This is a genomic window from Variovorax trehalosi, from assembly GCF_051216415.1.
GTDB lineage: Bacteria > Pseudomonadota > Gammaproteobacteria > Burkholderiales > Burkholderiaceae_C > Variovorax.
Window position 1 is genome coordinate 427,238 of sequence record NZ_JBPJZG010000004.1, and the last position, 23,384, is coordinate 450,621.

The 23,384-nt window shown below is 70.0% G+C and carries 13 protein-coding genes; 7 read left to right on the top strand and 6 right to left on the bottom strand.

Annotated features, from left to right (window positions below):
* Positions 1-19: 19 nt before the first annotated feature.
* The 4 genes from ACSFA7_RS17615 to ACSFA7_RS17630 all read left to right on the top strand — a co-directional run bounded on the left by ACSFA7_RS17615 (position 20) and on the right by ACSFA7_RS17630 (position 12,516).
* Positions 20-2,839 carry an ExeM/NucH family extracellular endonuclease gene (locus ACSFA7_RS17615; protein WP_435500570.1) on the top strand — a complete coding sequence of 940 codons (2,820 nt, stop codon included), beginning with the start codon at positions 20-22 and terminating at the stop codon, positions 2,837-2,839.
* A 190-nt stretch (positions 2,840-3,029) separates the two neighbouring features.
* The gene (locus ACSFA7_RS17620) at positions 3,030-5,177 is read left to right on the top strand and encodes a CHAT domain-containing protein (protein WP_435500571.1); all 2,148 of its coding nucleotides are present in this window, start codon (positions 3,030-3,032) and stop codon (positions 5,175-5,177) included.
* A 122-nt stretch (positions 5,178-5,299) separates the two neighbouring features.
* Positions 5,300-7,027 (top strand): ShlB/FhaC/HecB family hemolysin secretion/activation protein, encoded by a 1,728-nt coding sequence (locus ACSFA7_RS17625; protein ID WP_435500572.1) that lies wholly within the window; start codon positions 5,300-5,302, stop codon positions 7,025-7,027.
* A gap of 2 nt (positions 7,028-7,029) precedes the next feature.
* A complete protein-coding gene (locus tag ACSFA7_RS17630; protein WP_435500573.1) occupies positions 7,030-12,516 on the top strand; it encodes a two-partner secretion domain-containing protein in 5,487 nt (1,828 codons plus the stop codon).
* Positions 12,517-12,525: 9 nt separating this feature from the next.
* Here the strand turns inward: ACSFA7_RS17630 and ACSFA7_RS17635 are convergent, their stop codons facing one another.
* The 3 genes from ACSFA7_RS17635 to ACSFA7_RS17645 form a co-directional block, all read right to left on the bottom strand.
* Entirely contained in the window at positions 12,526-13,395 is an 870-nt protein-coding gene (locus ACSFA7_RS17635) for an FkbM family methyltransferase (protein ID WP_435500574.1), read from the bottom strand.
* A gap of 5 nt (positions 13,396-13,400) precedes the next feature.
* Positions 13,401-14,186, bottom strand: a complete 786-nt coding sequence (locus ACSFA7_RS17640; RefSeq protein WP_435500575.1) for a hypothetical protein — start codon at positions 14,184-14,186, stop codon at positions 13,401-13,403.
* Positions 14,187-14,297: 111 nt separating this feature from the next.
* Positions 14,298-14,930, bottom strand: coding sequence for a cysteine hydrolase family protein (locus ACSFA7_RS17645; RefSeq protein WP_435500576.1), 633 nt, complete (start codon positions 14,928-14,930; stop codon positions 14,298-14,300).
* A gap of 95 nt (positions 14,931-15,025) precedes the next feature.
* Between ACSFA7_RS17645 and ACSFA7_RS17650 the strand changes: the two genes are divergently transcribed.
* Entirely contained in the window at positions 15,026-16,003 is a 978-nt protein-coding gene (locus ACSFA7_RS17650) for a GlxA family transcriptional regulator (protein ID WP_435500577.1), read from the top strand.
* A gap of 3 nt (positions 16,004-16,006) precedes the next feature.
* Here ACSFA7_RS17650 and ACSFA7_RS17655 read toward each other — a convergent pair whose 3' ends face one another.
* From ACSFA7_RS17655 to ACSFA7_RS17665, 3 genes are all read right to left on the bottom strand, one after another.
* Complete coding sequence (locus ACSFA7_RS17655; protein ID WP_435500578.1) at positions 16,007-17,962, bottom strand: hybrid sensor histidine kinase/response regulator; 1,956 nt, start codon at positions 17,960-17,962, stop codon at positions 16,007-16,009.
* The gene (locus ACSFA7_RS17660) at positions 17,959-19,044 is read right to left on the bottom strand and encodes an ABC transporter substrate binding protein (protein ID WP_435500579.1); all 1,086 of its coding nucleotides are present in this window, start codon (positions 19,042-19,044) and stop codon (positions 17,959-17,961) included. Before ACSFA7_RS17660 ends, ACSFA7_RS17655 begins: the two co-directional genes overlap by 4 nt.
* Before the next feature lie 151 nt (positions 19,045-19,195).
* On the bottom strand, positions 19,196-21,088 hold the full coding sequence (locus tag ACSFA7_RS17665; protein WP_435500580.1) for an ATP-binding response regulator: 1,893 nt from the start codon (positions 21,086-21,088) through the stop codon (positions 19,196-19,198).
* A gap of 163 nt (positions 21,089-21,251) precedes the next feature.
* Between ACSFA7_RS17665 and phnD (ACSFA7_RS17670) the strand changes: the two genes are divergently transcribed.
* Positions 21,252-22,289: a phosphate/phosphite/phosphonate ABC transporter substrate-binding protein gene (gene phnD, locus ACSFA7_RS17670; RefSeq protein ID WP_435500581.1), complete on the top strand. Its 1,038-nt coding sequence runs from the start codon at positions 21,252-21,254 to the stop codon at positions 22,287-22,289.
* A gap of 47 nt (positions 22,290-22,336) precedes the next feature.
* A complete protein-coding gene (phnD, locus tag ACSFA7_RS17675) occupies positions 22,337-23,362 on the top strand; it encodes a phosphate/phosphite/phosphonate ABC transporter substrate-binding protein (RefSeq protein ID WP_435500582.1) in 1,026 nt (341 codons plus the stop codon).
* The last annotated feature ends 22 nt before the right edge of the window (positions 23,363-23,384 follow it).

Below are 23,384 nucleotides of genomic sequence, written 5' to 3' on the forward strand. Positions count from 1 at the left end.
TCCAATCAAAAAGTTCCACATGACGCATCCGGCATCGAGGCCCCTCCGGCAACTCAAATTCCTGGCGCTGACGCTGGCCCTCGTGCTGACCGCCTGCGGCGGTGGTGGCAATGGCGGCGCCTCCTTCCCGCTGATCCCGCCGCCTTCGGGCAACGCGCCGCCGGACACGACGCCTCCCACGACACCGCCGGAGACGCCACCGGAAACACCGCCGGTCACGCCGCCCACCTGCTCCACCGCCGTCCCGGCCAATGCGCCGCTCACGGCCATCTCGGCCGTCCAGGGCACGGGCGACCTGAGTCCCCTGGCGGCGCAGGCCGTGACCGTGCGCGGCGTGGTCGTCGGCGATTTCCAGAACACCGGCACCACCAGCGTCAAGCTCAACGGCTTCTTCGTGCAGCAGCTCGTGCCCGACGCCGACCCGGCGACTTCCGAAGGCATCTTCGTCTACGCGCCGGGCGCCGCCACCCGTGTGACCGTGGGCGATTACGTCCAGGTCTCCGGCGCGGTGACCGAGTTCGGCCAGACCGCGGGTGCCGGCGCCAAGCCCGACGCCATCACGCAAATCGCGGGCACCAGCGGCGACCCGCTGGCCATCAGCGTCTGTGGCAGCGGCGTCGTCATCGCCCCCACGCAGATCACGCTGCCGGTGGCCAATGAATCCACGCTGGAGCGCTACGAGGGCATGCTGGTCGAGATCGCGCAGCCGCTGGCCGTGACGGAACTCTTCGAACTCGGCCGCTACGGCCAGATGGTGTTGTCGCTCAACGGGCGGCAGTTCAACGCCACCAACGGCAACGCAGCCGCCACGCATTCCCAGAACCTGCTCTCGCGCATCGTGCTGGACGACGGCGCCTCGCCCCAGAACCCGAACCCCATTCCCTACCTGAGCGCGCCCGGCACCGACGGCACGCGGCGCATGGGCGACACGACGCAGAAGGTCACCGGCATCCTGAGCCACAACTTCGGCGCCTACCGCATCCAACCGACGGTGGTGCCGGTGTTCGCGCAGACCAATGTGCGCCAACCCGCCGCACCGGTGGTGAGCGGCACGCTCAAGGTCGCGAGCTTCAACGTGCTGAACTACTTCACCACGTTCCTGAACGGAGAAACCGCCTCGGGCCAGACCGGCCAGGGCTGCTCGTTCGGTGCCGGTCCCGCCGCCCCAGGCAACTGCCGCGGCGCCAACAACCTCAACGAGTTCCAGCGCCAGCAGGCCAAGATCGTGGCCGCCATCGCGGGGCTCGATGCCGACGTGGTCGGGCTGATGGAAATCCAGAACACCGACGTGGCGACCGACGACCTGCTGGCCGCACTCAACGCCAAGGTCGGCGCGAACACCTATGCCGCCGTCCACAGCGGCGTGTTTGGCACCGATGCCATCAAGGTGGACATCCTCTACAAGCCTGCGAAGGTGCAGCGCGTGGGCAACGTCGTGCTGCCGACGGGCGCGGACCTCGCGAACTACACCGCCGCGAGCGGCCGACCGCCGCTCGCGCAGCGCTTCAGCACGGTGGGCAACAACGGCGGCTTCTGGTTCGTGGTGAATCACTTCAAGAGCAAGGGCAGTTGCCCCACCACGGGCGACATCGACCTGGGCCAGGGCTGCTTCAACCTGGCGCGCATCGAGCAGGCGAAGGCGCTCAGCAGCTTCGTCGGCAAGCTCAAGCTCATGGGCACGCCCGAAAACGACGTGCTGATGATGGGCGACTTCAACAGCTACCTGCTCGAAGACCCGACCAAGGAACTGGAAGCCGCCGGCAACGAGAGCCTGCTCAAGCGCATGCCCGCCAACGACCGCTACACCTACGTCTTCGGCGGCGAGACCGGCGCGCTGGACCACTCCTATGCCTCGGCTTCGCTGAAGACGCAGGTCAGCGGCGTGAGCATCTGGCACATCAATTCCGACGAGCCCACGGCACTGGACTACAACACCGACTTCACCACCGACGACCGCTACGCGCCCACGCCCTTCCGCGCGTCGGACCACGACCCGGTGCTGGTCGGCCTCACGCTCGCGGCCGATGCCGCGGTGACGCAACCCATCGTCACCGCGTCGATCCCGGCGGCCGTGAAGGTCGGCGAGACCTACAGCGTGAACATCTCGGAAGCCACGCCCGGCGGCACGGCCACGCTGGCTTCGCTGTCGGTCGACTGGGGCGACGGCACCGCCGCCACGACGGCACCGGGCACCGGCGTGGTCACGCACACCTACGCGGCGGCGGGCACCTTCAGCGTCGTGGTCACGCTCACCAACTCCGCGGGCCAGACGGCCGTGCAATCGGGCAGCGTGACCGCGAGCACGGTGGTGGTGGTCGTGCCGCCCGGCGCGCCGGACCTGTTCATCAGCGAATACGTGGAAGGCTCGGCGACCAACAAGGCGCTGGAGATCTACAACCCGACCGCCTCGGCCGTGGACCTGAGCCTGTACACCCTCAACCTGTATTCCAACGGCGCGGCCGCGCCGAGCAACTCCGCGCCGCTGACCGGCTCCCTGCCGGCCGGCGGCGTGCTGGTGCTCGCGAACAACGCCGCCGCGGCCGCCTTCAAGCCACCGGGCACGGTCATCAACAGCACCGTCATCAACTTCAATGGCGACGATGCGCTGACGCTGGAAAAGTCGGGCGTGGTCATCGACCGCTTCGGCCAGGTCGGCACCGATCCGGGCACCGAATGGACCGGTGTCGGCGGTGTCAGCACGGTCAACCAGACCCTGCGTCGCAAGCCCACCATCAAGGCCGGCGACCGCAACCCGGGCCTCGCTTTCGATCCGTCGGTGGAATGGGACAGCTTCCCCATCGACACTTCCGCGGGCCTGGGCGCGCACACGGTGAACTGAGCAAACGGCGAAACCGGCCCCGCGTTGGTTTCGTCTTCATGACTTAGTCCTTTTGCGCTAGACCGTATTGCGAATAGCCGCGGAGGGTACCCCCTCCTAGACTTTCCCCACGAGGCCTGAACGGCGCGCACTTCCGCGGCGTCGAGCATTTGCAGCAACAGCAGATGCACCGGCCGCGTGCGGGGGTCCAATGGCGTGGTTTTCAAGATGGGGATGGGAGCGCCCTGCACGTTGCCGTGCGGGTTTCGCAAGCGCACTCGGCCTGGCGGGCATTCTTCTGCTGGGCCATGGCCCTTCGGCATCGGCGCAGCCGCAGGCGCCCAACGCCGAGGCTGCGGCCAGCAAGGCCGAGCAGGCAAGGCTGGCCGACACCGACACCTTGCTGGCGCTGACCAGCGAAGGCGCCGTTCTCTACGGGCAGGACGCGGTCAAGCTCTCGGGCTACCAGTACTGCAGCCAGGCCGTCGCGCTGGCGGAGGCGGGCGAATTTCGCCAGAGCATCCGCGCCGCGAGCAAGGCGCTGCACCTGGCCAACGCCACGCGCGACCCGAACCTCATGGCGATGGCCAATCGCGACCTGGCGATCGTCTACAGCTACTCGGGCCAGCTCGAAAAGGCCGAGGAGTTCGCACGCGAAGCGCTCAAGCATCCGGCGCGCGACCCCAAGCTGGTGGTCGGCCCCGTGCAGAAGGTGATCGGCGACGTGCGCACGCGCCGCGGCGATTTCTCCGGTGCCGTGCTCAGCTACGACGAGGCGCTGGCCAACAGTTCGCCGCGCTATGCGCCGCTGGTGCAGGCCTCGCTGGTCAGCGCGCTCATCGAATCGGGTGACGCCGCAAGGGCGCGCGAAGTGCTCGGAACGATGGCGCCGCCCAAGGACGCGCCGCTCACCGCGCAACTCGACCGCACCCGCGCCCGTCTCCTGCTGGCCGAGAACAAGCCGGCCGAGGCGCGCGACATGTACCGCGCGCTCACCGCGCGCCAGGTCGGCGCCGACACCGAGTACTACCGCCTCTGGGCCTGGGACGGCGTGGCGCGCAGCGAGATCGCGCTGGGCCAGAAGCAGGCCGCGGCCGAGGCCGTGGGCCAGGCCCTCGGCGGCGTGGACAAGGTGCGCGCCAAATTCCGCAGCGAAGAATTCAAGATGGGCCTGTTCTCGGACCTGCAATCGGTGTTCGAGCGCGGCGTGTCGGTCTACAGCGATGCGGGCGATGCGCGCGCCGCCTTCGAGGTCAGCGAGCACAGCCGCTCGCGCGCGCTGCTCGATGCGGTGCGCGGCCGCGCGAAGATCAGCGAGCAGGCTTCCAACACTGTCGACCTCGCCACACTGCAGCGCACGCTGGCTGCCGACGAGCGCGTGGTGCAGTTCCACTCGCTGCCCGACCGGCTGGTGGTGTGGGTGGTGAGTCCGACTGCCATTCAAGAGAAGACGGTGGCCGTGAAGCGCGACGAGCTCAACGAGCTGGTCGAGACCTTTCGCAACTCCATCGTGCGCGGACGCCGCACCGCCATCACCAATGCCGACAAGCTCGGTGCCGCGCTGCTCGGGCCGCTCGGCCTCACGTCGGGCCAGCGCCTGATCATCGTGCCGCACGGCCCGCTGCACTACCTGCCGTTCCAGGCGCTGCGGCTGGATGGCCGCTACATCATCGAGACGCACCCGGTGTCGGTTGCGCCGTCGATGAGCATCGCGGTGCAACTGGCACAGCGCACGCCGCGCGTGAACGCATCGCTGGTGGCCTTCGGCAATCCGCGCATCGAGGACAAGTACGACCTGCCCGGCGCCGAGACCGAGGTGAAGCAGCTCGCGCAACTCTTCCCGCGCAACACCGTGTACATGGGCGCTGCAGCCACCAAGACGCAGTTCCGCGAGGTGGCCGCGCGCTCGCCGCTGATGCACGTGGCGGCGCATGCCGAGGCCGATGCGGTCGATCCGCTGTACTCGCGCATCCTGCTGGCCAACGAAGGCGGCAAGCAGAACTTTCTTGAAGCGCACGAGATCCTCGGGCTGCCGATGGATGGCACCGCGCTGGTCACGCTCTCGGCCTGCGAATCGGGGCTCGGGCGCATCGCGCAGGGCGACGAGGTGCTGGGCTTCACGCGCTCGTTCCTTTCGGCGGGCAGCTCCAGCCTGATCGCCTCGCTGTGGCCGGTGTCGGACGACGCCACCGCTGTGCTCATGAGCACGCTCTACGGCGAACTCTCCAAGGGCCGCGACCTGCAGAAGGCGATGCAGGCCGGCCAACTCGCCGTGCTGAAGGACCCCAAGATGTCTCATCCCTTCTTCTGGGCGCCGTTCAACCTGATCGGCAACTGGCGCCTCACGGTAGGGAGCTGAAGAAATGTTGCTCGCCCCCAGTCTCCCCGCACTTCGTGTCGGTCCGCCAACCCCCTACCGGGGGCGGGCCGGCCGCTTCGGGCGGCCGTGCGCGGCGGCCCCCACGAAAAAGAAGAACTGCCATGGTCACTGAGATGCGCCTTAGTCAACGGTCCACGCCGATCGCGCTCGCGGTCACCGCTCTGGTGAGTGCGGCCCTGCTGCTTGCGGCCCAACGCACTCATGCAGCCGAGGTAGACGCCGGCACCACCGAACTGCTCCCGACCAAGGACCCGTGCGGCACCTGCGATCGCCCGCTCGCGCAAGCGACAGGCACCGTCGCGCCGCAGAGCCTGCCCGCACCGCCGCGTCCCGCCGGCACGACGTTCAAGCTCAACGACCTGCGCCTGAACGGCGTCAAGGCGCTGACCAACGAAGAGCTGCAATCGATCACCACGCCCTACATCGGCCGCGACGTCACGCTGGGCGATCTCGAAGGGCTCGCGCAGGCGATCACCGCGCGCTACAAGGAGCGCGGCTACTTCCTCGCGCAGGCCATCGTGCCGGTGCAGACGGTGCGCGACGGCATCGTCGAGATCAGCGTGATCGAAGGGCGCCTGGGCAAGGTCGACGTGGTCGTTGCGCCCGATGCGCCGCTCAGCGAGGCGCGCGTGCGCGGCTTTCTCGCGCCGCTGCAACCGGGCGAAGCGGTCAGCGCGCAGAGCTACGAGCGTTCGATGCTGCTGCTGTCGGACCAGCCCGGCGTCAAGGTGTCTTCGGGGCTGCAGGAAGGCACGGCGCCCGGCACCACCGACCTCTCGGTCGAAGTGGCCGCCGCGCCGCGCTGGGCCTTCACGGCCGAGGCCGACAACCACGGCACCAAGGAATCGGGACGCTACCGCGTCGGCGGCACCGCGCGCTGGCTCAGCCCCTTCGGCATCGGCGACAACCTCGACATGCGCCTGATGGTGTCCGACAGCAACGACCTGCAGTTCGGCCGCATCGCGTACGAGGCGCCCATCGGCACCAGCGGGTTGCGTGCGGGCGTGGGCCTGGCGCGCGTGAACTACGAGCTCGGCGGGCAGTTCGCGGACTACGAGGCGCGCGGCCGCGCCAACGTGCTCGACTTCTCGCTCAACTATCCGCTGATCCGCCAGCGCCAGCAGAACCTGTTCCTGCGCTTGGGCGCCGACATCAAGGACCTGACCGACGAGGTCGGCATCGTCAACAGCAATTCGCGCAAGCGCATCCATGGCCTCAGCATGGGCTGGACCTGGGAGCGCCGCGACGAGGTGTTCGGCGGCGGCTACTGGGCCAGTTCCGGCACGCTGTACCACGGCAACCTCTCGATCCGCGATCCGGAGAGCCGCCTGGCCGACCAGAGCCTCGGCGGCCACAACACCGAAGGCGGCTTCACCAAGCTGAGCTTCCAGCTTTCGCGGCTGCAGGCCATCGTGCCGCGCCATTCGCTGTACCTCTCGGTCGGCGGCCAGTGGGCGAGCAAGAACCTCGACGGCTCCGAAAAGCTCGCGCTCGGCGGCGCGCGCGCGGTGCGTGCGTACCCATCGGGCGAACTGCTGGTGGACCAGGGCGTGATCGGCACCGTCGAGTGGCGCTGGTCGTTCAACGAGGAGCTCACGCCCTTCGTGTTCTACGACGCCGCACGCGGAAAGATGGTGCGCAACCCCACGGTCTTCGACGGCCCCAACAGCCACAGCCTGCGCGGCTACGGCGTGGGCGTGAGCTGGTCGCGGCCGGGCAATTTCTCGATCAACGCCACGCTCGCCTGGCGCGCCGGCACGCCGCCGGCGCAGACCGACGGCGGTGGGCGCAATCCGCGCCTCTACGTCCAGCTCATCAAGGCGTTCTGACCATGAAGCAACGCAATCTCTCCCGCCAAGGGGCCCGCCACCATCGCGGCCTGCAACTGCGGCCCCTGGCGATCTCGCTGTTGTGCGCGGGTCTCTCGCCGGCCATCGCGCAGGTGTTGCCCACGGGCTTTCTCCCGATCGCCGGCGGCGTCACGATGACGCAGAGCGGCGCCGTGATGAACATCAACCAGCCGCTCGCGCGCGGCATCGCCAACTGGCAGTCCTTCTCGATCGGCCCGGGCGGCACCGTCAACATCGCGCAGCCGAACGCATCCAGCGTGCTGCTCAATCGCGTCACCGGCAACGAGCTCTCGACCATCGCGGGCCAGCTCAACGCCAACGGGCGCGTGATCCTGGTCAACCCCAACGGCGTGATGTTCAGCCAGGGCGCGACGGTGAACGTGGGTGGCCTCATCGCCTCCACGCTGGCCATGACGACCAGCGACAAGAGCTTCATGGACGGCGCCACCACGCTCACGTTCGAGCGCGCAGACGCCAACTCGGCCTCGGTGCGCAACCTCGGCAACATCACCGCCACCGGCGGCGGACCCGTGGTGCTGATGGGCGCGGTGGTGGGCAACGGCAGCACCGGCACCATCACGGCCGACGGCGGCACGGTGGCGCTGGCTTCGGGCCGCAGGATCACGCTGGACCTCGTGGGCGACGGGCTCACCAACCTCGTGATCGCACCCGATGCCATGGCCGCCAGCGCGAGCGTGGGCAACAGCGGAACGATCCAGGCCGACGGCGGGCGCGTGGCGCTCATCGGCAGCTCCACCACGGTGGGCGAACTGGTGGTCAACCAGACCGGCACGGTGCGCGCGCGCAGCATCGGCACGCGCAACGGCGAGATCATCCTGGGCGGCGGGCGGGACAACCAGGTCGCGATGACCGGCGGCACGCTTGACGCTACCGGCGACGCGGCCGGCGAGCGCGGCGGCACCATCCGCATCGTGGCGGGGCAGGTGCAGCTGCAGGCCACCGACAAAGGCCAGCAGGCGGTGGTCGATGCCAGCGGGCAGGCTGGTGGCGGCACGGTCACCGTGCGCGGCTACGACGTGGCGCTGTCGTCGGGCTCGGCGCTGCGCGCCAGCGCCACGGGCCAGGGCACGGGCGGCACCATCGACGTGGGCACGGCCACGGGCCAGGTCCTGGTGGACGGCCTCGCCGCGCCCGAGCGCGAATCGCATGCGCAGGTGTTCGGCGAACTGAGCGCGCGTGGCGCCGGCAGCGGCGCGGGCGGGGCGATCTCGACCTCGGGCGATTTCCTGCGCATCAACCCGGCGAAGGTGGATGCGGGCGGCGGTGCCCAGGGCGGCGCCAACGGCCGCTGGACGGTCGCAGCCACATCCGATCTCAATGTCGTTTCGGCCGGCGACATTCCGGCCTACGACAGTGCCTACCCGCCGTTGTCGATCACCAACGTGAGCGCCGAAGGCATCGGCGGCGCGCTTGGCCGCGGCACCGATGTGACGCTCTCCAGCAGCAACATCGGCGACAACGCGGGCGTGCGCTTCGCCGCGGATGCCAAGGTCATCAAGACCGAAGGCGGCACCGCCACGCTCAGGGTCGATTCGGCGGGCGGCATCACGATGGCCACGGGCTCGGTCATCGATGCCGGCACCGGCGCGCTGCACGTCGACTTCAACGCCGACTCCACCGGCCGCGTGGCGCAGAACGCGGCGCAGATCAACAGCGGTTCAGGGCCGGTCACCGAACTCGACTACGCAGCCTCGATTCGCCTCGACGGCGCCACCATCAACGCCAATGGCGGCTCGGTGCGCTTCTTCGGCCAGGGCGACGCGGCCAACGGCCGCGCCATCGGCGGCTCGGCCTCGCACACCACCGAGCCCGACGATTCGTGGCGCGACGGCGTCTACCTGAGCAAAAGCTCGGTCACCACCAACGGCAGCGGCCAAGTCTTGATGCGCGGCCAGGGCCGCAGTTGGGTGTCCGATCCATCGGGCACCGGCGGCTTCTATGTGGGAAGCCGCGGCGTGTCGGTGACGAACGACAGCACCGTGCAGGCCGGCACCGGCGGTGTCTCGCTCGACGGCGTGGCGGGCTTCGGAGCAAGCGGCGTGGCGGTGCAGAACGGCGCCGGCGTGGCTGCTTCGGGCGACATCGCGATCACCGGGCGCGGCGCTGCATGGAACGACGCCATGCCCGCCGCCGGCGTGGGTTCGAGTTCCGCGGTGCTCATCGACGGCGCCTCGATCGCGAGCGATCGCAATGTGCGCATCGACGGCACCGGCGCCGACCTCGACGGGTTTCGCACCAGCAAGGCGTTTGCCGCACAGAACGACTTCGCCGGCAGCAGCCAGGGTGTCTCGATCTACGGCAGCGTCACGGCGGGCGCGGGACAGCGCATCGACGTCAACGGACGCGCCGGCAACCAGAGCTTCACCTCGACGCTCGACGACGGCGGCAACATCGTGGTGACCCCGTTCGGTCAGGTCTACGGCGTCGTCGTGCGGGCCAACGAAGCACAGCCGAATCCGCTGCGCACCTCCGGCGGCACGATCGCCATCGACGGCCAGGGCACCGACGTGTCGCTGCGCATGGAAACCTTCGGCTCGGGCTCCTTCGCGCTCGCCGCAGCACCGGAACCGGGTGCGCTCGCGGCCGCACCCCAGCCCGCGCTGCTGTCGGTCATGAGCGAGACCGGCAAGGGCGGCAACATCTCGGTGCGGGGCCGCAACATCGTCATCGACGGCGCGGAGCAGTTCGACGATGCACCGCTGATCGGACGCCTGGATGCGAGCGGCGCCACCGGCGGTGGAAGCATTGACATCGCCGCCACCGGCGTGATCGCCGTGGGTGCCAACGCCAGCCTGGAGGCCAACGCCACCGGCTCGGGCAACGGCGGCACCGTGAAGGTGGTCGCGGGCGACAGCCTGCGCGCCTACGGCAGCCTTTCGGCGCGCGGCGGCGCAGAGGGCGGCAACGGCGGCTTCATCGAGACCTCGGCCGCGCAGTTCGACCTGGCCGGCATTCGCGCCGACGCCTCGGCGCCGGTGGGCAGCGCGGGCTCGTGGCTGATCGATCCGTTCGACGTCGATATCGTGAGCGGCGTCGCCGCGGGCTCCCTGACCGGCAACCCGTTCGATCCGATCGCCACCTCGACCATCCAGGACGGCGACATCAATGCCGCGCTCAACGCGGGCACCAGCGTGACGATCGGCACCGGCAGCACCGGCTCTGCGCTCCTTGGCGACATCCACATGTCGAACGCGAAGGGCGCCGTCAACATCAACTACAGCACCAACAAGGGTGCGGTGACCTTCCAGCTCGATGCCAACCGCAGCGTGCGCGGCGACGCGGGCACGGTGATCCAGTCCACCGGGGGCGGCACACTCAACGTGGTGTTCAACGCCGACGTGAACAACGGCGGCACGGCCACCGGCGGCGGGCAGATCAGCTACAGCGGCGACATCTACACCAACGGCGGCAACGTCGTGATGAACGGCAGCTGGGCCAACCCCAGCAATCAAGGTGTCAGCGTGCACCTCGACGGCAACGAGATCGACACCCGCGTGGGCCGCAGCGATGCGGGGGCGGGCGGCTCGGTCACGATCGTCGGCAAGAGCATCGGGCTGGGCGGCATCGGCGACGCCGCCGTCGCCATCGACGGCGTGCACATCTCGACCTCGACCGGCAACGTGAACATCACCGGAACAGCCGAAGGCGCATCGGGCGTGCGCCTGGGCTCGCGCTTCGTCGCGACCGGCATCCCGAACCGGCAGACCGAGATCACGAGCACCACGGGCAACATCACCGTGCTGGGCGTGGGCAACAGCGTCACCAGCGCGGGCACTTCGCCGGGCCACGGCGTGATCATCGACCAATCGGCGCTGCGCTCGATCGACGGCGACATCACGGTGCGCGGGCTGCGCCAGGCCGGCGGAAACCTCGTCGGCGACGGCGTGCGATTGACCACGGGCGCGCAGGTCGTGACCACCGGCACCGGCGACATCGAGCTGAGCGGCCAGTCCGTCGGCAACGGCGCCGGCGTGCGGGTCGGCCCGCAGGCGCCGCTGGGCGGCGCGGTCCCGCCCGTCCTTGCGGACGTCATCGTGTCCGCCGGCGGCAACACGGTGCTGCGGGCCGGCAACGACGGCAGCACCGATGCGCTGGTGATCGACGGCAAGGTCAGCGCCGCCAATGTGATCAACCTGCGGCCGGGCGGCGTTGATGCCGCGGGCAACGGTCTGGACCAGACGGCGACGCCGATCACCCTTGGCGGCACGGCCGCCACCGGCTTCGCGGTCTCGGCCGCGGAGTTCGGGCGCCTCACGGCCGCCACCATCGTGGCGGGGAGCAACGCGCATGCCGCGAACATCGATGTCGTGGGGCCGCTGACTCTGCCCTCCGCGCTGACCCTGCAGAACGGTGGTGGCGGCAACATCCAGCTCGGCGGCGCCATCACGGCGACGCGGCTCGGGCTGCTGAGCGCCGGCAACATCACGCAGGTCGCGGGCGCGCCCATCACCGCCGGCACGCTGATGGCGCGCTCCACCGGCGGCAGCGTGCTGCTCGACAAGGCGCCGAACAACGTCAGCGCGGCCACGGTGGGCGGCGGCGCGGCCGGTGCCTTCCGCTATGTCGATGTCGACACCGTGCAGCTGGGGTCGGTGTCCGTCACGGGCTTCGATGCCGCGGGCAATGCGCCGCAGCTCCAGTCGGCCACCTCGATGGCGGCCGACACCGTGTTCGTGCGCACGCTGTCCGGCGACCTGCTGCTGGGCACCAACGTCAGCAGCACGGGCGGCACCGATCTCGTGGCCGCCTCGCGCTTTCAGAACCTGGGTGCCTACACGATCACCGGCGCGCCGTGGCGCGTGTGGGCCGACACCTGGGTCGGCGAGACGCGCGGTGGCCTGTTCGGCTCGGGCCCGCTGCCCAACCTGTACCACTGCGCGTACCTGGGGTTGTGCACCGTCACGGTGTCGCCGGGCGACAACCACTTCATCTATGCGCAGCAACCGGTGGCCACGGTGGTGATCGGCAATGCGACCCGTCCCGAGGGGCAGGCCAATCCGCCCTTCACGTACAGCGTGGGCGGCCTGATCCTGGGCGACACGGATTCGAGCTTCAGCGGTGTGCCCGGCACGTCGGCGACGCCGGGCAGCCCGCCGGGCGTCTATGCGATCAATGGCAGCTTCGCTTCCGCCGCGGGCTATGCCGTCAACGTGCGGCCGGGCGACTTGACGGTCACGGCGGCGCCGCCCCCACCACCGCCGCCCCCGGTCGTGTTCCAGGTGCCTGACTTCCCCTTGCCCGACCTGGTGCGCGAAGTGCCTTCCACCTGGCTCTACGACCGCAACATCGGCCCGCCGCCGATCTGCTTTGCGACCGGTGCGCTCGAAGGCGATCGCGCGTCGCAGGGTGGCGATGTGCTGGCGCGCGAATGGTCGCGCGTGCGGTCGCGGCCGAACCTCTCGAGCTGCGTGGACACCGAGAAGCGCAACGGCTGCGCCGACTTCTGACAGCGACGCTCAGCCGCTGCGCGCGGCAAGCATCTGCAGATAGCGCTGCTGCGCGCCGCCTTCGACCGCGCGGCGCTCTTCGAGCAGCAGCAGGCAGCGCAGTGCGAGATCGAAGGAGCCGTGGCAGTGGTGTGCGAGCAGGGCCAGGTGCCGCAGCTGCTCGTCGTCCATCGCCTCGGGGCGGCGGATGTCGCGCATGTAGACCAGGTCGGCCTCCAGCAGCTGGCGCAGGGGCCGGCGCGGATCGCCATCCACCACGCACGGCGCGATCGGCCACTGTTTCACCGCGGCGAAGCAATGCGGCACGAAGCCCTGGCCGCGCAGCTCCTGGTCGACCTCGCCCTGGGTCGGCTGGTCCTTGTAGAGGGTGACGAAGGACACCTCGGCCTGCACCATCACGGCCTGCGCCAGCTTGGCGCGGCCTGCGCGGAACACCGCGAGCTCGCTGCCCTGTGCATCGATCTTCAGGAAATCGAGATGCGCGATCTCGGCAATGTCGTCGAGCCGCCGCGTCTGCACCGCGACCCGTTCGCGAACCTCGGCCAGTGGCTGCAGGGCCTCGAAGAGCGCGAGCGATTGCGCATCGGGCGCGAGCAGGCTGCTCATGCCCGGCGCGGCGCAGACATGCAGCGTGTGCATGCCGCCGTCGCCGAGCGCCCACGGCAGGTAGCGCTCCAGCGGCCCCTGGGCCTGTGTCAGTTCGCGCAGCGCCTGCGCCTGCGGCTCGAAGCCCGTGACCCCGCACAGCCCGGCCCGCAGCATCGCGAGATAGGGCGGGTCGCCGTCGATCGGGCTGGCCCCGACATCGACCACCTCGGTCAATCGCTGCGGCGCGAGGATGTCTCGCAGATCCATGGCAGTGCGCGCGGTCTGCGTCATCGTGTTCACCGGCCTTCGCGCACGGCCAGTGCGCGGCCGAAGTGGCCTGTGTAGGTGCGCGTGCCCTGGTGCGACAGATTGGAGCGGGCATCGATGAAGACCTGGCCGCCGATCGATTGCCAGCGGCGGCAGAACGCGAAGTCTTCTGCCAGGTAGGCGCCGTTGTCGGGTTCGGCGAGCACGTCGAAGAAGCGGTAGTGCGGCAGGTCGCGCACCGCGGGATCGGCGGCGCGCTCGGGTGTGTAGCGCAGTTGCGGATTGGCCGCGGCGAGGCGCTCGAACACGCTGCGCGCGATCAGCATGAAGCCGGTGGGCGCATCCAGCACCTCGACGAATCCCTCCGCGTCCACCGACAGGCGGGTGTCGAACGCATTGGCCGGAAAGCTGGCATGCAGCGCCTCGAAATCTTCGCGTGTGGCGCCGGTCGGCAGCGGTTCGCGAAGCCCGCCCGCGGGCCAGCCGTCGGTCTTGTGCGGGTAGATGCCCGCCACCACGTCGCGCCCCGCGCACAACAGCCGCAGGGCGGCCTCGGGTTCGAAGCCGATGTCCGCATCGATCCAGAACAGGTGCGTCCAGCGGGTGTCGGCCATGAACTCCGCGACGAGACGGTTGCGTGCGCGCGTGATCAGGCTGTCGCCATCGAGAAAACGTGTCTGCATCGGGAACCGGTGTTCCCACGCCAGGTTGACCAGGCCCAGGAGGCTGCGCACGTAGACGCTGGTCATCGTGCCGCCGTAGCTCGGGGTCGCGACGAAGGGCCGGATGTCTTTCAGGGCAGAGAGGTCGGGCATGGCGGGATGTCCTCGGGGGCGTTCTGCACGGGCCGTGCGGGCGGCTGCGGGGGCCACCATAGCACCCGCGCCTCACCTGTGCCTACCCGGATTGCCCTCGGCCCGCTGACTTCAGACGCCGCGTGCGCGGCGGTTGGACATGACCACGTTGTCCTTCGCGATGGGCTGGCCTTCCTGCATCGCCGCGATCCACGCCGCGGTCGAGGTCACGGCCGCGAAGTTGCTGTGGAACACCACGCTGAAGACGCGGTGGATCTCCTCCGCGGTGACCTTGCCCGCCGCGTTTTCATACGGCAGCGCGCCGCTCGCGTCCGACAGGAACTCCACGTTCAGGCCGCGGTGCATCGCCTCGAACACGGTCGATGCGTCGCAGTTCTGCGTCATGTAGCCGGCCACGCTCAGCGTGTCGATCTCGTGGCGGGTGAGCCAGTCGGCGAAGTCGGTGCCGGTGAACACGCTCGGAAAGGTCTTGGTGATCAGGTGGTCGCGCGGCCGGTTCGCGATTTCCGGGTGCAGCTGGCCGTTGTGGGTGTCGGCCTGGAACACCGGCGCGCCCTTCGGGGCGTGGTGGCGGACCACGACGACGGGTACGCCGGCTGCCCGTGCGGCATCCATGGCCTTGGTCACGTTGGGCAGCGTGTCGAGGATGGGCGGGTACTCGATCGGGAGGCCGCCGCCTTCGAAGTATTCGTTCTGCACGTCGATCACGACGAGGGCGCGGCGGGGTGTGGGGGCGTTGCTCATGTCTGGCTCCTTCTCGGTTGGTATGGGCTCGATTCTTCGCCTTTCGCCATCTCGCCGAAAGTGGCCCGGTAGCCATTCATCGATAAGATCGGGCCATGTCTGGATCGACCACCGAAACCATCGCCGTCGTTGCCTTCGACGGCATCAGCCCCTTTCACCTGTCCGTGCCCTGCATGGTGTTCGGCGAAGACCGCACCGAGACGGGTGCGCCGCGTTTTCGCATGCGCGTGTGCGCGCCGGAGCCGGGGCCGCTGCAAACCAATGCGGGCTTCGAGCTCGTGGTGCCGCATGGGCTGGAGGCGATCCGCCGGGCGCAGATCGTGGTGGTGCCTTCATGGCGCGACGACGGACGGCCCGCGCCGCCGGCGTTGATCCGCGCGCTGCAGGCCGCGCACCGGCGCGGCGCCACGGTGGTGGGCCTCTGCCTCGGCGCCTTCGTGCTGGCCGAGGCCGGACTGCTCGATGGCCGGCCGGCCACCACGCACTGGAACCTCGCCGCCGTGTTCGCGAAGCAGTACCCGAAGGTGAGGCTGCAGCCCGAGGTGTTGTACGTGGACGACGGCGATGTGCTCACCTCTGCTGGCACGGCCGCGGGCATCGACTGCTGCCTGCACCTGCTGCGCGTGCGCTACGGCGCCGAGACCGCGAACCGCGCCGCGCGGCGCATGGTGGTGGCACCGCATCGGCAAGGCGGGCAGGCGCAGTACATCCAGCAGCCCGTGCCCGCGACGGCCGAGCGCGACCGGCTCGCGCCGCTGCTCGAATGGCTGGGCAAGCATCTCGATGTGCCGCACGAACTCGACAACCTCGCGCGCCGCGCACTGATGAGCCGCCGCACCTTCACACGGCGCTTTCGCGAATCGACGGGCACGACGGTGGGGCAGTGGATCCAGAACCAGCGCCTCGCGTTGGCTCAACGGTTGCTCGAGACCACGGACCACCCGGTCGAGCGCGTGGCCACCGGCGCGGGCTTCGGCTCCGCGGTGTCGCTGCGCAAGCACTTCACTTCGGCGTTCAAGGTGTCGCCGACGGTGTACCGCCGGCAGTTCTCGCGGACCGCAGAAATGGCGTGAGCTTCACGCCACGTGCGCGTGCCGCCGCGTGGTCAGCAGTGCGCGCAACTTGGCCGGTGGCACCGGCTTCGTCAGCAGCATCACCCCGCCATGCCGCAGCCGCTGCAGCACCTCGGGCCCGGTCGCGCCCGACACCAACACCGCGAGCGCATCGGGCTGCAGGCGCTTGGCGGCCTCGATCACATCCACGCCGTCGCCGTCGCCGGCCAATTGCAAGTCGCACAGCACCGCATCGAAGTGGATGTCGCCGGTGCCCAGCCGCGCGATGGCCTCGGCGCCGGTGGACACGCACTCGACCTCGCAGCCCCACTGTTCCAGCAGCGCGCGGCTGCCGTCGAGGATGGCGGGGTCGTCGTCCACCACCAGGCAGCGCAGGCCCGCGAGCGGCGCGGGCGCCACCGGGGCAGGCTCGGGCAGCACGACATCGGCGGCGCGCGCGGCGGGCAGCGTGAAGGCGAAGGTGCTGCCGGCCTGCAGCGCCGAACGCACGGTGATGCGGGTGCCCAGCAGCGTCGCGATGCGCGCGCAGATCGCGAGGCCCAGGCCGAAGCCGCGGCGCCGGTCGCGCTCGGTGTTCGCCACCTGGTAGAACTCCTCGAAGATCCGGCCCTGGTGGATCGGCGCGATGCCCACGCCGTTGTCGCGCACCTCGATGCGCACACCCGACGCGCTGTGCCGCGCGGCCACCAGCACGGTGCCGCCTTCGGGCGCATGGCGCAGCGCATTGGCCACCAGGTTGTTGACGATGCGCTGCAGCATCGCCGCATCGGTGCGCACCGCCAGGCCCCGATCGCTCCAGCGCAACCGCACGCGCGCCTCGATGGCGGCGGCGGCATGCTGCGCATCGAGCTGGTCGAAGAGGGCGGCCAGCGAGATGCGGGTGATCGAAGGCGTGAGCACCTGCGCATCGAGCCGCGAAATCTCCAGCAGGTCGTCCAGCAGCACGCCCATGAACTCGGTGCTCTCCTGCAGCCGCAGCACGGCCGGGCGCTGCGCTGGCGTAGCGCTGGGCAGCAGGCCGTCGATGAAGAGGCCCATCGCATGCAGCGGCTGGCGCAGGTCGTGGCTCGCGGCCGCGAGGAAGCGCGCGCGAGAAAGCGCCGCCTGCTCGGCCTCGGCCATGCGCTGCAACGCGACGGCGGTGGCCTCGCGCACGCGCTCTTCGCTGACCTGGCGGTTGTGCTGCAGGCGCTCGGCGAGCCGGTCGATGTCGTGCGCGAGCACGGCCAACTCGTGCGTGCCGCGGGTGCCGCCCTCGACCACTTCGCAGCGCATGTCGAAGTGGCCTGCTTCCAGCGCGGCGACGGTGCGCGACACGCGCCGCAGCGGTCGCGCCACCGTGCGTGCCATGTGGCGCACCGAAGCCCACGCCGCCAGCAGAGCGACCAGCGCAATGCCGATGCCCGCCATGAGCGAGCGGCTGCGCTCGCGCGCATAGGCCGTGGTGTCGCGGAAGGTCTGCACCAGGCCGATGGGCGTGTCGCCCGCCGCGGTGGAGCCGGCAGGCGCGAAGGCGCTGGCGCGCGAGGCTTCGCGCAGCGTGACCGGCGAAGTGAACATGCGCAGTTGCGCGAGCGATTCCGTCTTGGGCCCGGCCGTCACGTACACGCCCGCGCTGTTGCTGATCTCCACCCGCATCACCTGCCCGCCGCGCAGCGCCGCGTTGGCCACGTTCTGCAGCGCCGGCACATCGCCCGCATACAGGCTCAGGTCGGACATGGCCGCCACCTGGCGCGCCACGGCCTGGCCTTCGGCATCGAATTGGGCTTCGAGTGTCTGCAACCGGTTGTGGGTGAACCAGCCGGTGAGCGCGAGCGCCACCGCTGCGCACGGCACCACGCCCAGGCGGAACAGATCGCCCTGCAGGTTGCCGCGCACGACCAGTGCGGACGCAGTGCGCGGTTGCGCCGCGTCGTCGCCGGTGGATGCCGGACCTGGGCGGGGCGGCGCGGCGTTCATCGCGTGGCCGCGAGACGGTCGGTCAGTTCCCGTTCCTCCGGCAGGCGCAGGCCGAGTCCGCGTGCCACGGTGGCGTTGACGCGCACGGTGGCGGGCGTTGCCGCTTCCACCAGCGGGCTGTTGTTGCTGCTGTTGCTTGCGCTCGCCACTTTCTGGCCGAGCAGGCGCGCCTGCTGCGCGAGCTGCGACGGCGTCGACACCGCCGCGGCGAGGCCGCCCGAACGCACCAACCCCTCGCTGGCGCCGAATACCGGCACGCCCGCGCCCGCGCCCGCGCGCAACACCGACAGCGTGGCCGCCTGGTTGTCGCCGATCAGGTCGGGCAGCACCATCAATGCGTCGCTCACCGGCACCACGGTGCGCAGTGCGGCGGCGAGCGACCTGGCATCGGGCGCGTACTCGACGTGCACCTCCCACGCCGGGTTGGCGCTCTGCGCGGCGCGCTGCAGTTCGCGCACCAGCGGTTCCGACTCGGGCGTGGCGACCACGCCGATGCGGTGCTTCTGCGGCAGCACCGCATGGATGAGCGTGAGCTGGTCGGCCATCGCCGGGTCGCGCAGCAGCACGCCCACGCGGCGGTCGCTGCGCTTCAAGGCCGGGCTCGCGGCCTTCAGGGTTTCGTAGTCGAGCCGGCTCAGCATCGCGAGCACCAGCGGCTCCTGGCCCGGCCGCTCGACGGCGGCGCGCGCGGCCGCGACACCCACCGCCATGGTGAGGTTCGCGTCGGCGGCCGAGGGCCGCATGCTGCGCGTGCGAACGCCCGCATTGGCACGTGGTTCGGTATCGGCGCCGGCCGTCTCGATGGTTTGCGGCCTCTCGCCGGTGGTCGAGAGGCGCACCAGCTCGAAGCGGCCGCCGGGCTCCTGGCTCGCGCGCAGCTGCTGCACGAATTCCGAATGCGCCGGGTTGTCGTCGCTCATCAGCACGGTGAGGCTGGGGGCCGCGGCCGCGCGGCTGGTCATCGACAGGCCGAGGAGGCCGACCGCCACGCCCGCGGTCAGGCCGAAGGCCAGCGCCGCGCGCAAGGCGCCGCGCAGCCTTCCGGGGAAGGGATGGGAGAGGTGTTTCGCGACGACGGACATGTGACTGCTTCTGCAGCGAGGGTGCATGACCCAATGTAAGGACGCACCCTGTTTCGCGCGATAAGGCAGAGGGGCTATGTCAGTCCATGGGGCGCCGTTCCAGCGTGACGAACTTCACACCGCGGCGGCCGCACGGCCTATGTCCGACGGTCTATGCGTCGATGTTGAGCAGTGCGGCGGCGCGCTGCGCGTGGATCGACTGGCGCAGCACCCGCGGCGAGACCGGCTTGTAGAGCACCGCGATGCCGGCGCTCGCCACTTCGCGCAGGCGATCGGGCTTGGTCTCGCCGGTGACCAGGAGGCGCGCCGTGCCGGGGCCGATGCCGCGCGGATGGCGCTCCAGCGCGGCGATCACGTCCAGGCCGTTGTCGCCGCCCTGCAGCAGCAGGTCGCTCACCACCACGTCGGGCGGCTGCTCCCAGGTGTCGGCCAGCGCGAGCGCCTCGGCACGGGTCTGCGCGACCAGCACCTCGGCGCCCCAGTTGGCGAGCACCACGGAGAGCCCTTCGAGGATCGTGCGCTCGTCGTCGATCACCAGGATGAGCAGATTTGCAAAGCTCGGTTCCCCCTCTTCCATGCCGGCGGCCATCGGCGACGGCGCCGGCGAGGGCAGCACGGCCGGCGCCGAGCGCATCAGCACCCGCACGCAGGTGCCCTTGTGAAGCCGCGAGCTGAGTTCCACGCGCGTATTCAGGAGCTCCGTCAGCCGCTGCACCGTCGCGAGGCCCAGGCCCATGCCGCGGGCACCGCGCGAGGACTCGCGACCGGCCGACTCCACCTGGTAGAACTCCTCGAACACCCGCGTCTGGTGCTGCGCGGCGATCCCCACGCCGGTGTCGACCACGTCGATGCGCACGCCCTTGCCGCGGCGCCGCGCGCCGATGAGCACGCCGCCTTCGAGCGTGTGGCGCAGCGAGTTCGACACCAGGTTGTTCAGGATGCGCGAGAGCATCACGTAGTCGCAGCGCACCCACAGCTCGGTCTTGCGCGCCACCAGCCGGAGGCCCTGCTGCTCGGCCACCGGGCGGAAGTTGCGGCTGATTTCATCGAACAGACGGTCCAGCGGAAAGTCGGCCCACTGCGGCTGAAGCACACCCGCATCCAGCTGCGACAGGTTGAGCAGTTCCGAGAAGAGGCGGTCGAGCGATTCGACGCATTCGCGGATGTGGCCGATGCGCTGCAGCTTCACCGGATCGGTCTCGCCGTTGGCCAGCCCGTCGGAAAAGAGCGTGAGCGCATGCAGCGGCTGGCGCAGGTCGTGGCTGGCGGCGGCCAGGAGCCGCGTCTTGGCCTGGCTCGCCACTTCGAGCAGCGCGTTCTTGCGCGCCAGCTCGGCAGTGGCCTCGTTGATGCGGCTTTGCAGCAGCCGGCGACTCTCGGCGAGCGCGCGCGCCGCCTGGTTGAAGCCCAGCTGCAGGTGTTGCACCTCGGAGGTGCCTTCGATCGCCACGCTCGCGTTCTCGCCCGCGCCCAGGCGGTCGACCGCCTTGCCGAGCGCGCGGATCGGCTCGCTGATGCGCCGCGCCGCCCACCAGCCCGCGAGCCCCACGCCCAGCAGGCTGATCGCCAGCACCACCGCCACGTTGAGCCAGACCGAGCGGCGGGCGTTCTGCACCGCGGAGAGGCCGATCTCGACCATCACCTTGCCGTTGTGGCGGCCGTCGTCGGCCACGATCGGCACCACCACCTGCAGGCCCTCGCCGCGCGCACGGTCGACGGTCTCGGAGTTGGCCACGATCTCGCCGTCTTCCGTCCAGATCTGCACCTGCTGCACATGTGGCTGGTAGGTGCCCGACTGGGCCGTGCGCTGCAGCGCGCGGCGGTCCATGCGCGAGAGCGGCGCCTGCGCCACCGTGGCCACCTGCAGTGCCACCGTCTGTGCATTGGCGCGCATCAGCTCGGTGAGGTTGCCCAGGTGCTGGCGCGTCAGCACGGCAATCGCCGTCAGCGTGGCGGCGGTGGCCGGCACCAGCGCCAGCAGGATCAGCTGCTGGGCAAAGGTGAGGCGCGCAAGCCCACGGAGGACGCGGAAGTTCCAGTTCATCGATGCTTTGAGCCCATGACAGACGAGCTTAGGAGCCCGACGCCAAACATGGAAGACAGGAAAAACATCACGAAATTAACTTGTATTTGATATTTAATGGCGTCCGCGTTGCCCATGTTAGACCCGCTGCTCTCCAGCGACCCTACGCCTTTCGGCCCCATAAATGCTGGTTTCACTGCGCTGCCTTGCCGTTGTTCCTGCCGTTTTCAGGGCGGCGGCCCTGGCGTTTTTCGTCGGCCTGCCGATGGCCGCAGCAGCGCAGGCGACACCGCCGGACCACGCCCCCGTGCGCTTCGGCATCCTCCCGCTGGGCGGCGCCTTCGAGTCGCGCAGCGACTGGGACCCACTGCTGGCCGAGCTGAGCCGCGCCATCCACCGTCCGGTGAGCGTGCTTTCGGTCAATTCGTACGAGGCGCTGGAGCAGGCCATCCAGCGCGACGAGGTCGACATGGCCTTCCTCTCCGGAAAGATGGCGCTGGACGCCGTGACCCAGCGCCGCATGAAGGTGGTGGCGCAGGTCGTTCGGCACGACGGCCTGCCCGGCTACCGCGCGCTGCTGCTGGCGCGCAAGACGCCGCCCCTGAACACGCTGAAGAACCTGCTGGACCAGCCCGACCGCTGGCGCCTGGCGCGCGGCGAGAAGCAGTCGGTGTCGGGCTTCATCGTGCCGCAGTTGCAGCTCTTCCTGCCGAACCACATCGTGATGGAGACGCGCTTCCTGAGCGAGGTGGTGGGCACCCACCAGACCAATGCGCTCGCCGTGGCCAACAGCGAGGCCGACGTGGCCACCAACAACTCGGCCGACTTCGAGCGCTTCAAGCTGCGCTTTCCGGCCGAGGCCCAGCGGCTGCAGGTGCTGTGGGAGTCGGAGCTCATTCCGCACGCGCAGATCGTGGTGCGGCGCGAGTACCCGGCCGAACTGCGCGGCCGTGTGCAGGCCTTCCTGACTGCCTACGGCCGCAGCAAGGGGCCGCGCGGCGACGCCGAGCGGGTGGTGCTCAAGTCGCTGCACGACCTGGCCGGCTTCGTGGCGGCCGACAACAGCTCGCTGCAGCCGGCCGCCAAGCTGGCCTACCAACTGGCCAAACAGAACGCCGTGACGGCCCAGTGGGTGAACGACGCCGCGCGGCAGGCCCGGCTGCAACGCATCGAGAGCGGCTATGCTGAACAGGTCAGTGTGCTCAAGGACGTGACACCTTGAGTTCCTGATTCCCGGGTCGTCTTGACTCGCAAGAACCAGGTGGCGACATGTTCCCTGTATTGAAGCAACTGCTGATGGCAATGCTCGCCGCGGCCACCGCACTGCTGCTGCCCTCGCCGGCCCTGGCGCAGGTCACGCACGAGAAACCCATCCAGTCCATCCGCTTCGGCGTGCTTCCGCTCGGCGGCACCGTCGAATCGCGCGCCCTCTGGACGCCGCTCATGGCCGACATGAGCCGCGCGCTCGGCATCCCGGTCAATGCGTACTCGGTGCCGTCGTACGAAGAGCTCGACCGCGCCATCGGCCGCGACGAGATCGACATGGCCTTTCTTTCCGCCAAGATGGCGCTCGATGCCGTGATGCAGCGCCGCATGAAAGTCGTGGCCCAGATCGCGCGCCGCCCCGGCATGCCCGAGCACCGCGCGGTGCTGCTCGCCCGCAAGGCCGGCCCGCTCAACACCCTGGAAGGCATGCTCGCCCAGCCCGAGCGCTGGCGCCTCGCGCGCGGCGACAGCCGCTCGGTCACCGGGTTCGTGGTGCCGCAGAGCCAGCTCTTCCTGCCGAACAACATCGAGATGGAAACCCGCTTTCGCAGCGAATTCGTCGGCACCCACCAGGCCACCGCGCTGGCCGTGGCCAACGGCGACGCCGACGTGGCCACCAACAACACCACCGACCTCGAGCGCTTCCGCCAGCAGTTCCCCATCGAGGCCGAGCGGCTCCAGGTGATCTGGGAGTCCGCGCCGCCGCCCGGCGCGCCGATGGTGGTGCGGCGCAACTACCCGCCCGAGTTCCAGGCGAAGCTGCAGAACTTCCTCGTCACCTACGGACAGGGAAAGAGCCCGCGCGCCGATGCCGAGCGCGAAGTGCTCAAGAACCTGCGCGCGGCCTACGGCTACGCCGCGGCCGACGACAGCGCGCTCCTGCCCGAGGCACGGCTGGAGTACGAGCTCGGCAAGCAGCGCGCCATGGCCGCCGCCTGGGTGAACGAGGCGGCGCGCGCGCAGCGGCTGCAGCGCATAGAGAAGGCGTATGCGGAGCAGGTGCAGGCCCTGCGCGCCGGCGGGCGCTGACGCAGCACCGCGCACGCTCTTG

Excerpts from the sequence above, each read along its gene's own strand:
- ACSFA7_RS17615 (WP_435500570.1), top strand. The coding sequence starts at position 20 with ATGACGCATCCGGCATCGAGGCCCCTCCGGCAACTCAAATTCCTGGCG.
- ACSFA7_RS17620 (WP_435500571.1), top strand. The coding sequence starts at position 3,030 with ATGGCGTGGTTTTCAAGATGGGGATGGGAGCGCCCTGCACGTTGCCGT.
- ACSFA7_RS17625 (WP_435500572.1), top strand. The coding sequence starts at position 5,300 with ATGGTCACTGAGATGCGCCTTAGTCAACGGTCCACGCCGATCGCGCTC.
- ACSFA7_RS17630 (WP_435500573.1), top strand. The coding sequence starts at position 7,030 with ATGAAGCAACGCAATCTCTCCCGCCAAGGGGCCCGCCACCATCGCGGC.
- ACSFA7_RS17635 (WP_435500574.1), bottom strand. The coding sequence starts at position 13,395 with ATGACGCAGACCGCGCGCACTGCCATGGATCTGCGAGACATCCTCGCG.
- ACSFA7_RS17640 (WP_435500575.1), bottom strand. The coding sequence starts at position 14,186 with ATGCCCGACCTCTCTGCCCTGAAAGACATCCGGCCCTTCGTCGCGACC.
- ACSFA7_RS17645 (WP_435500576.1), bottom strand. The coding sequence starts at position 14,930 with ATGAGCAACGCCCCCACACCCCGCCGCGCCCTCGTCGTGATCGACGTG.
- ACSFA7_RS17650 (WP_435500577.1), top strand. The coding sequence starts at position 15,026 with ATGTCTGGATCGACCACCGAAACCATCGCCGTCGTTGCCTTCGACGGC.
- ACSFA7_RS17655 (WP_435500578.1), bottom strand. The coding sequence starts at position 17,962 with ATGAACGCCGCGCCGCCCCGCCCAGGTCCGGCATCCACCGGCGACGAC.
- ACSFA7_RS17660 (WP_435500579.1), bottom strand. The coding sequence starts at position 19,044 with ATGTCCGTCGTCGCGAAACACCTCTCCCATCCCTTCCCCGGAAGGCTG.
- ACSFA7_RS17665 (WP_435500580.1), bottom strand. The coding sequence starts at position 21,088 with ATGAACTGGAACTTCCGCGTCCTCCGTGGGCTTGCGCGCCTCACCTTT.
- phnD (WP_435500581.1), top strand. The coding sequence starts at position 21,252 with ATGCTGGTTTCACTGCGCTGCCTTGCCGTTGTTCCTGCCGTTTTCAGG.
- phnD (WP_435500582.1), top strand. The coding sequence starts at position 22,337 with ATGTTCCCTGTATTGAAGCAACTGCTGATGGCAATGCTCGCCGCGGCC.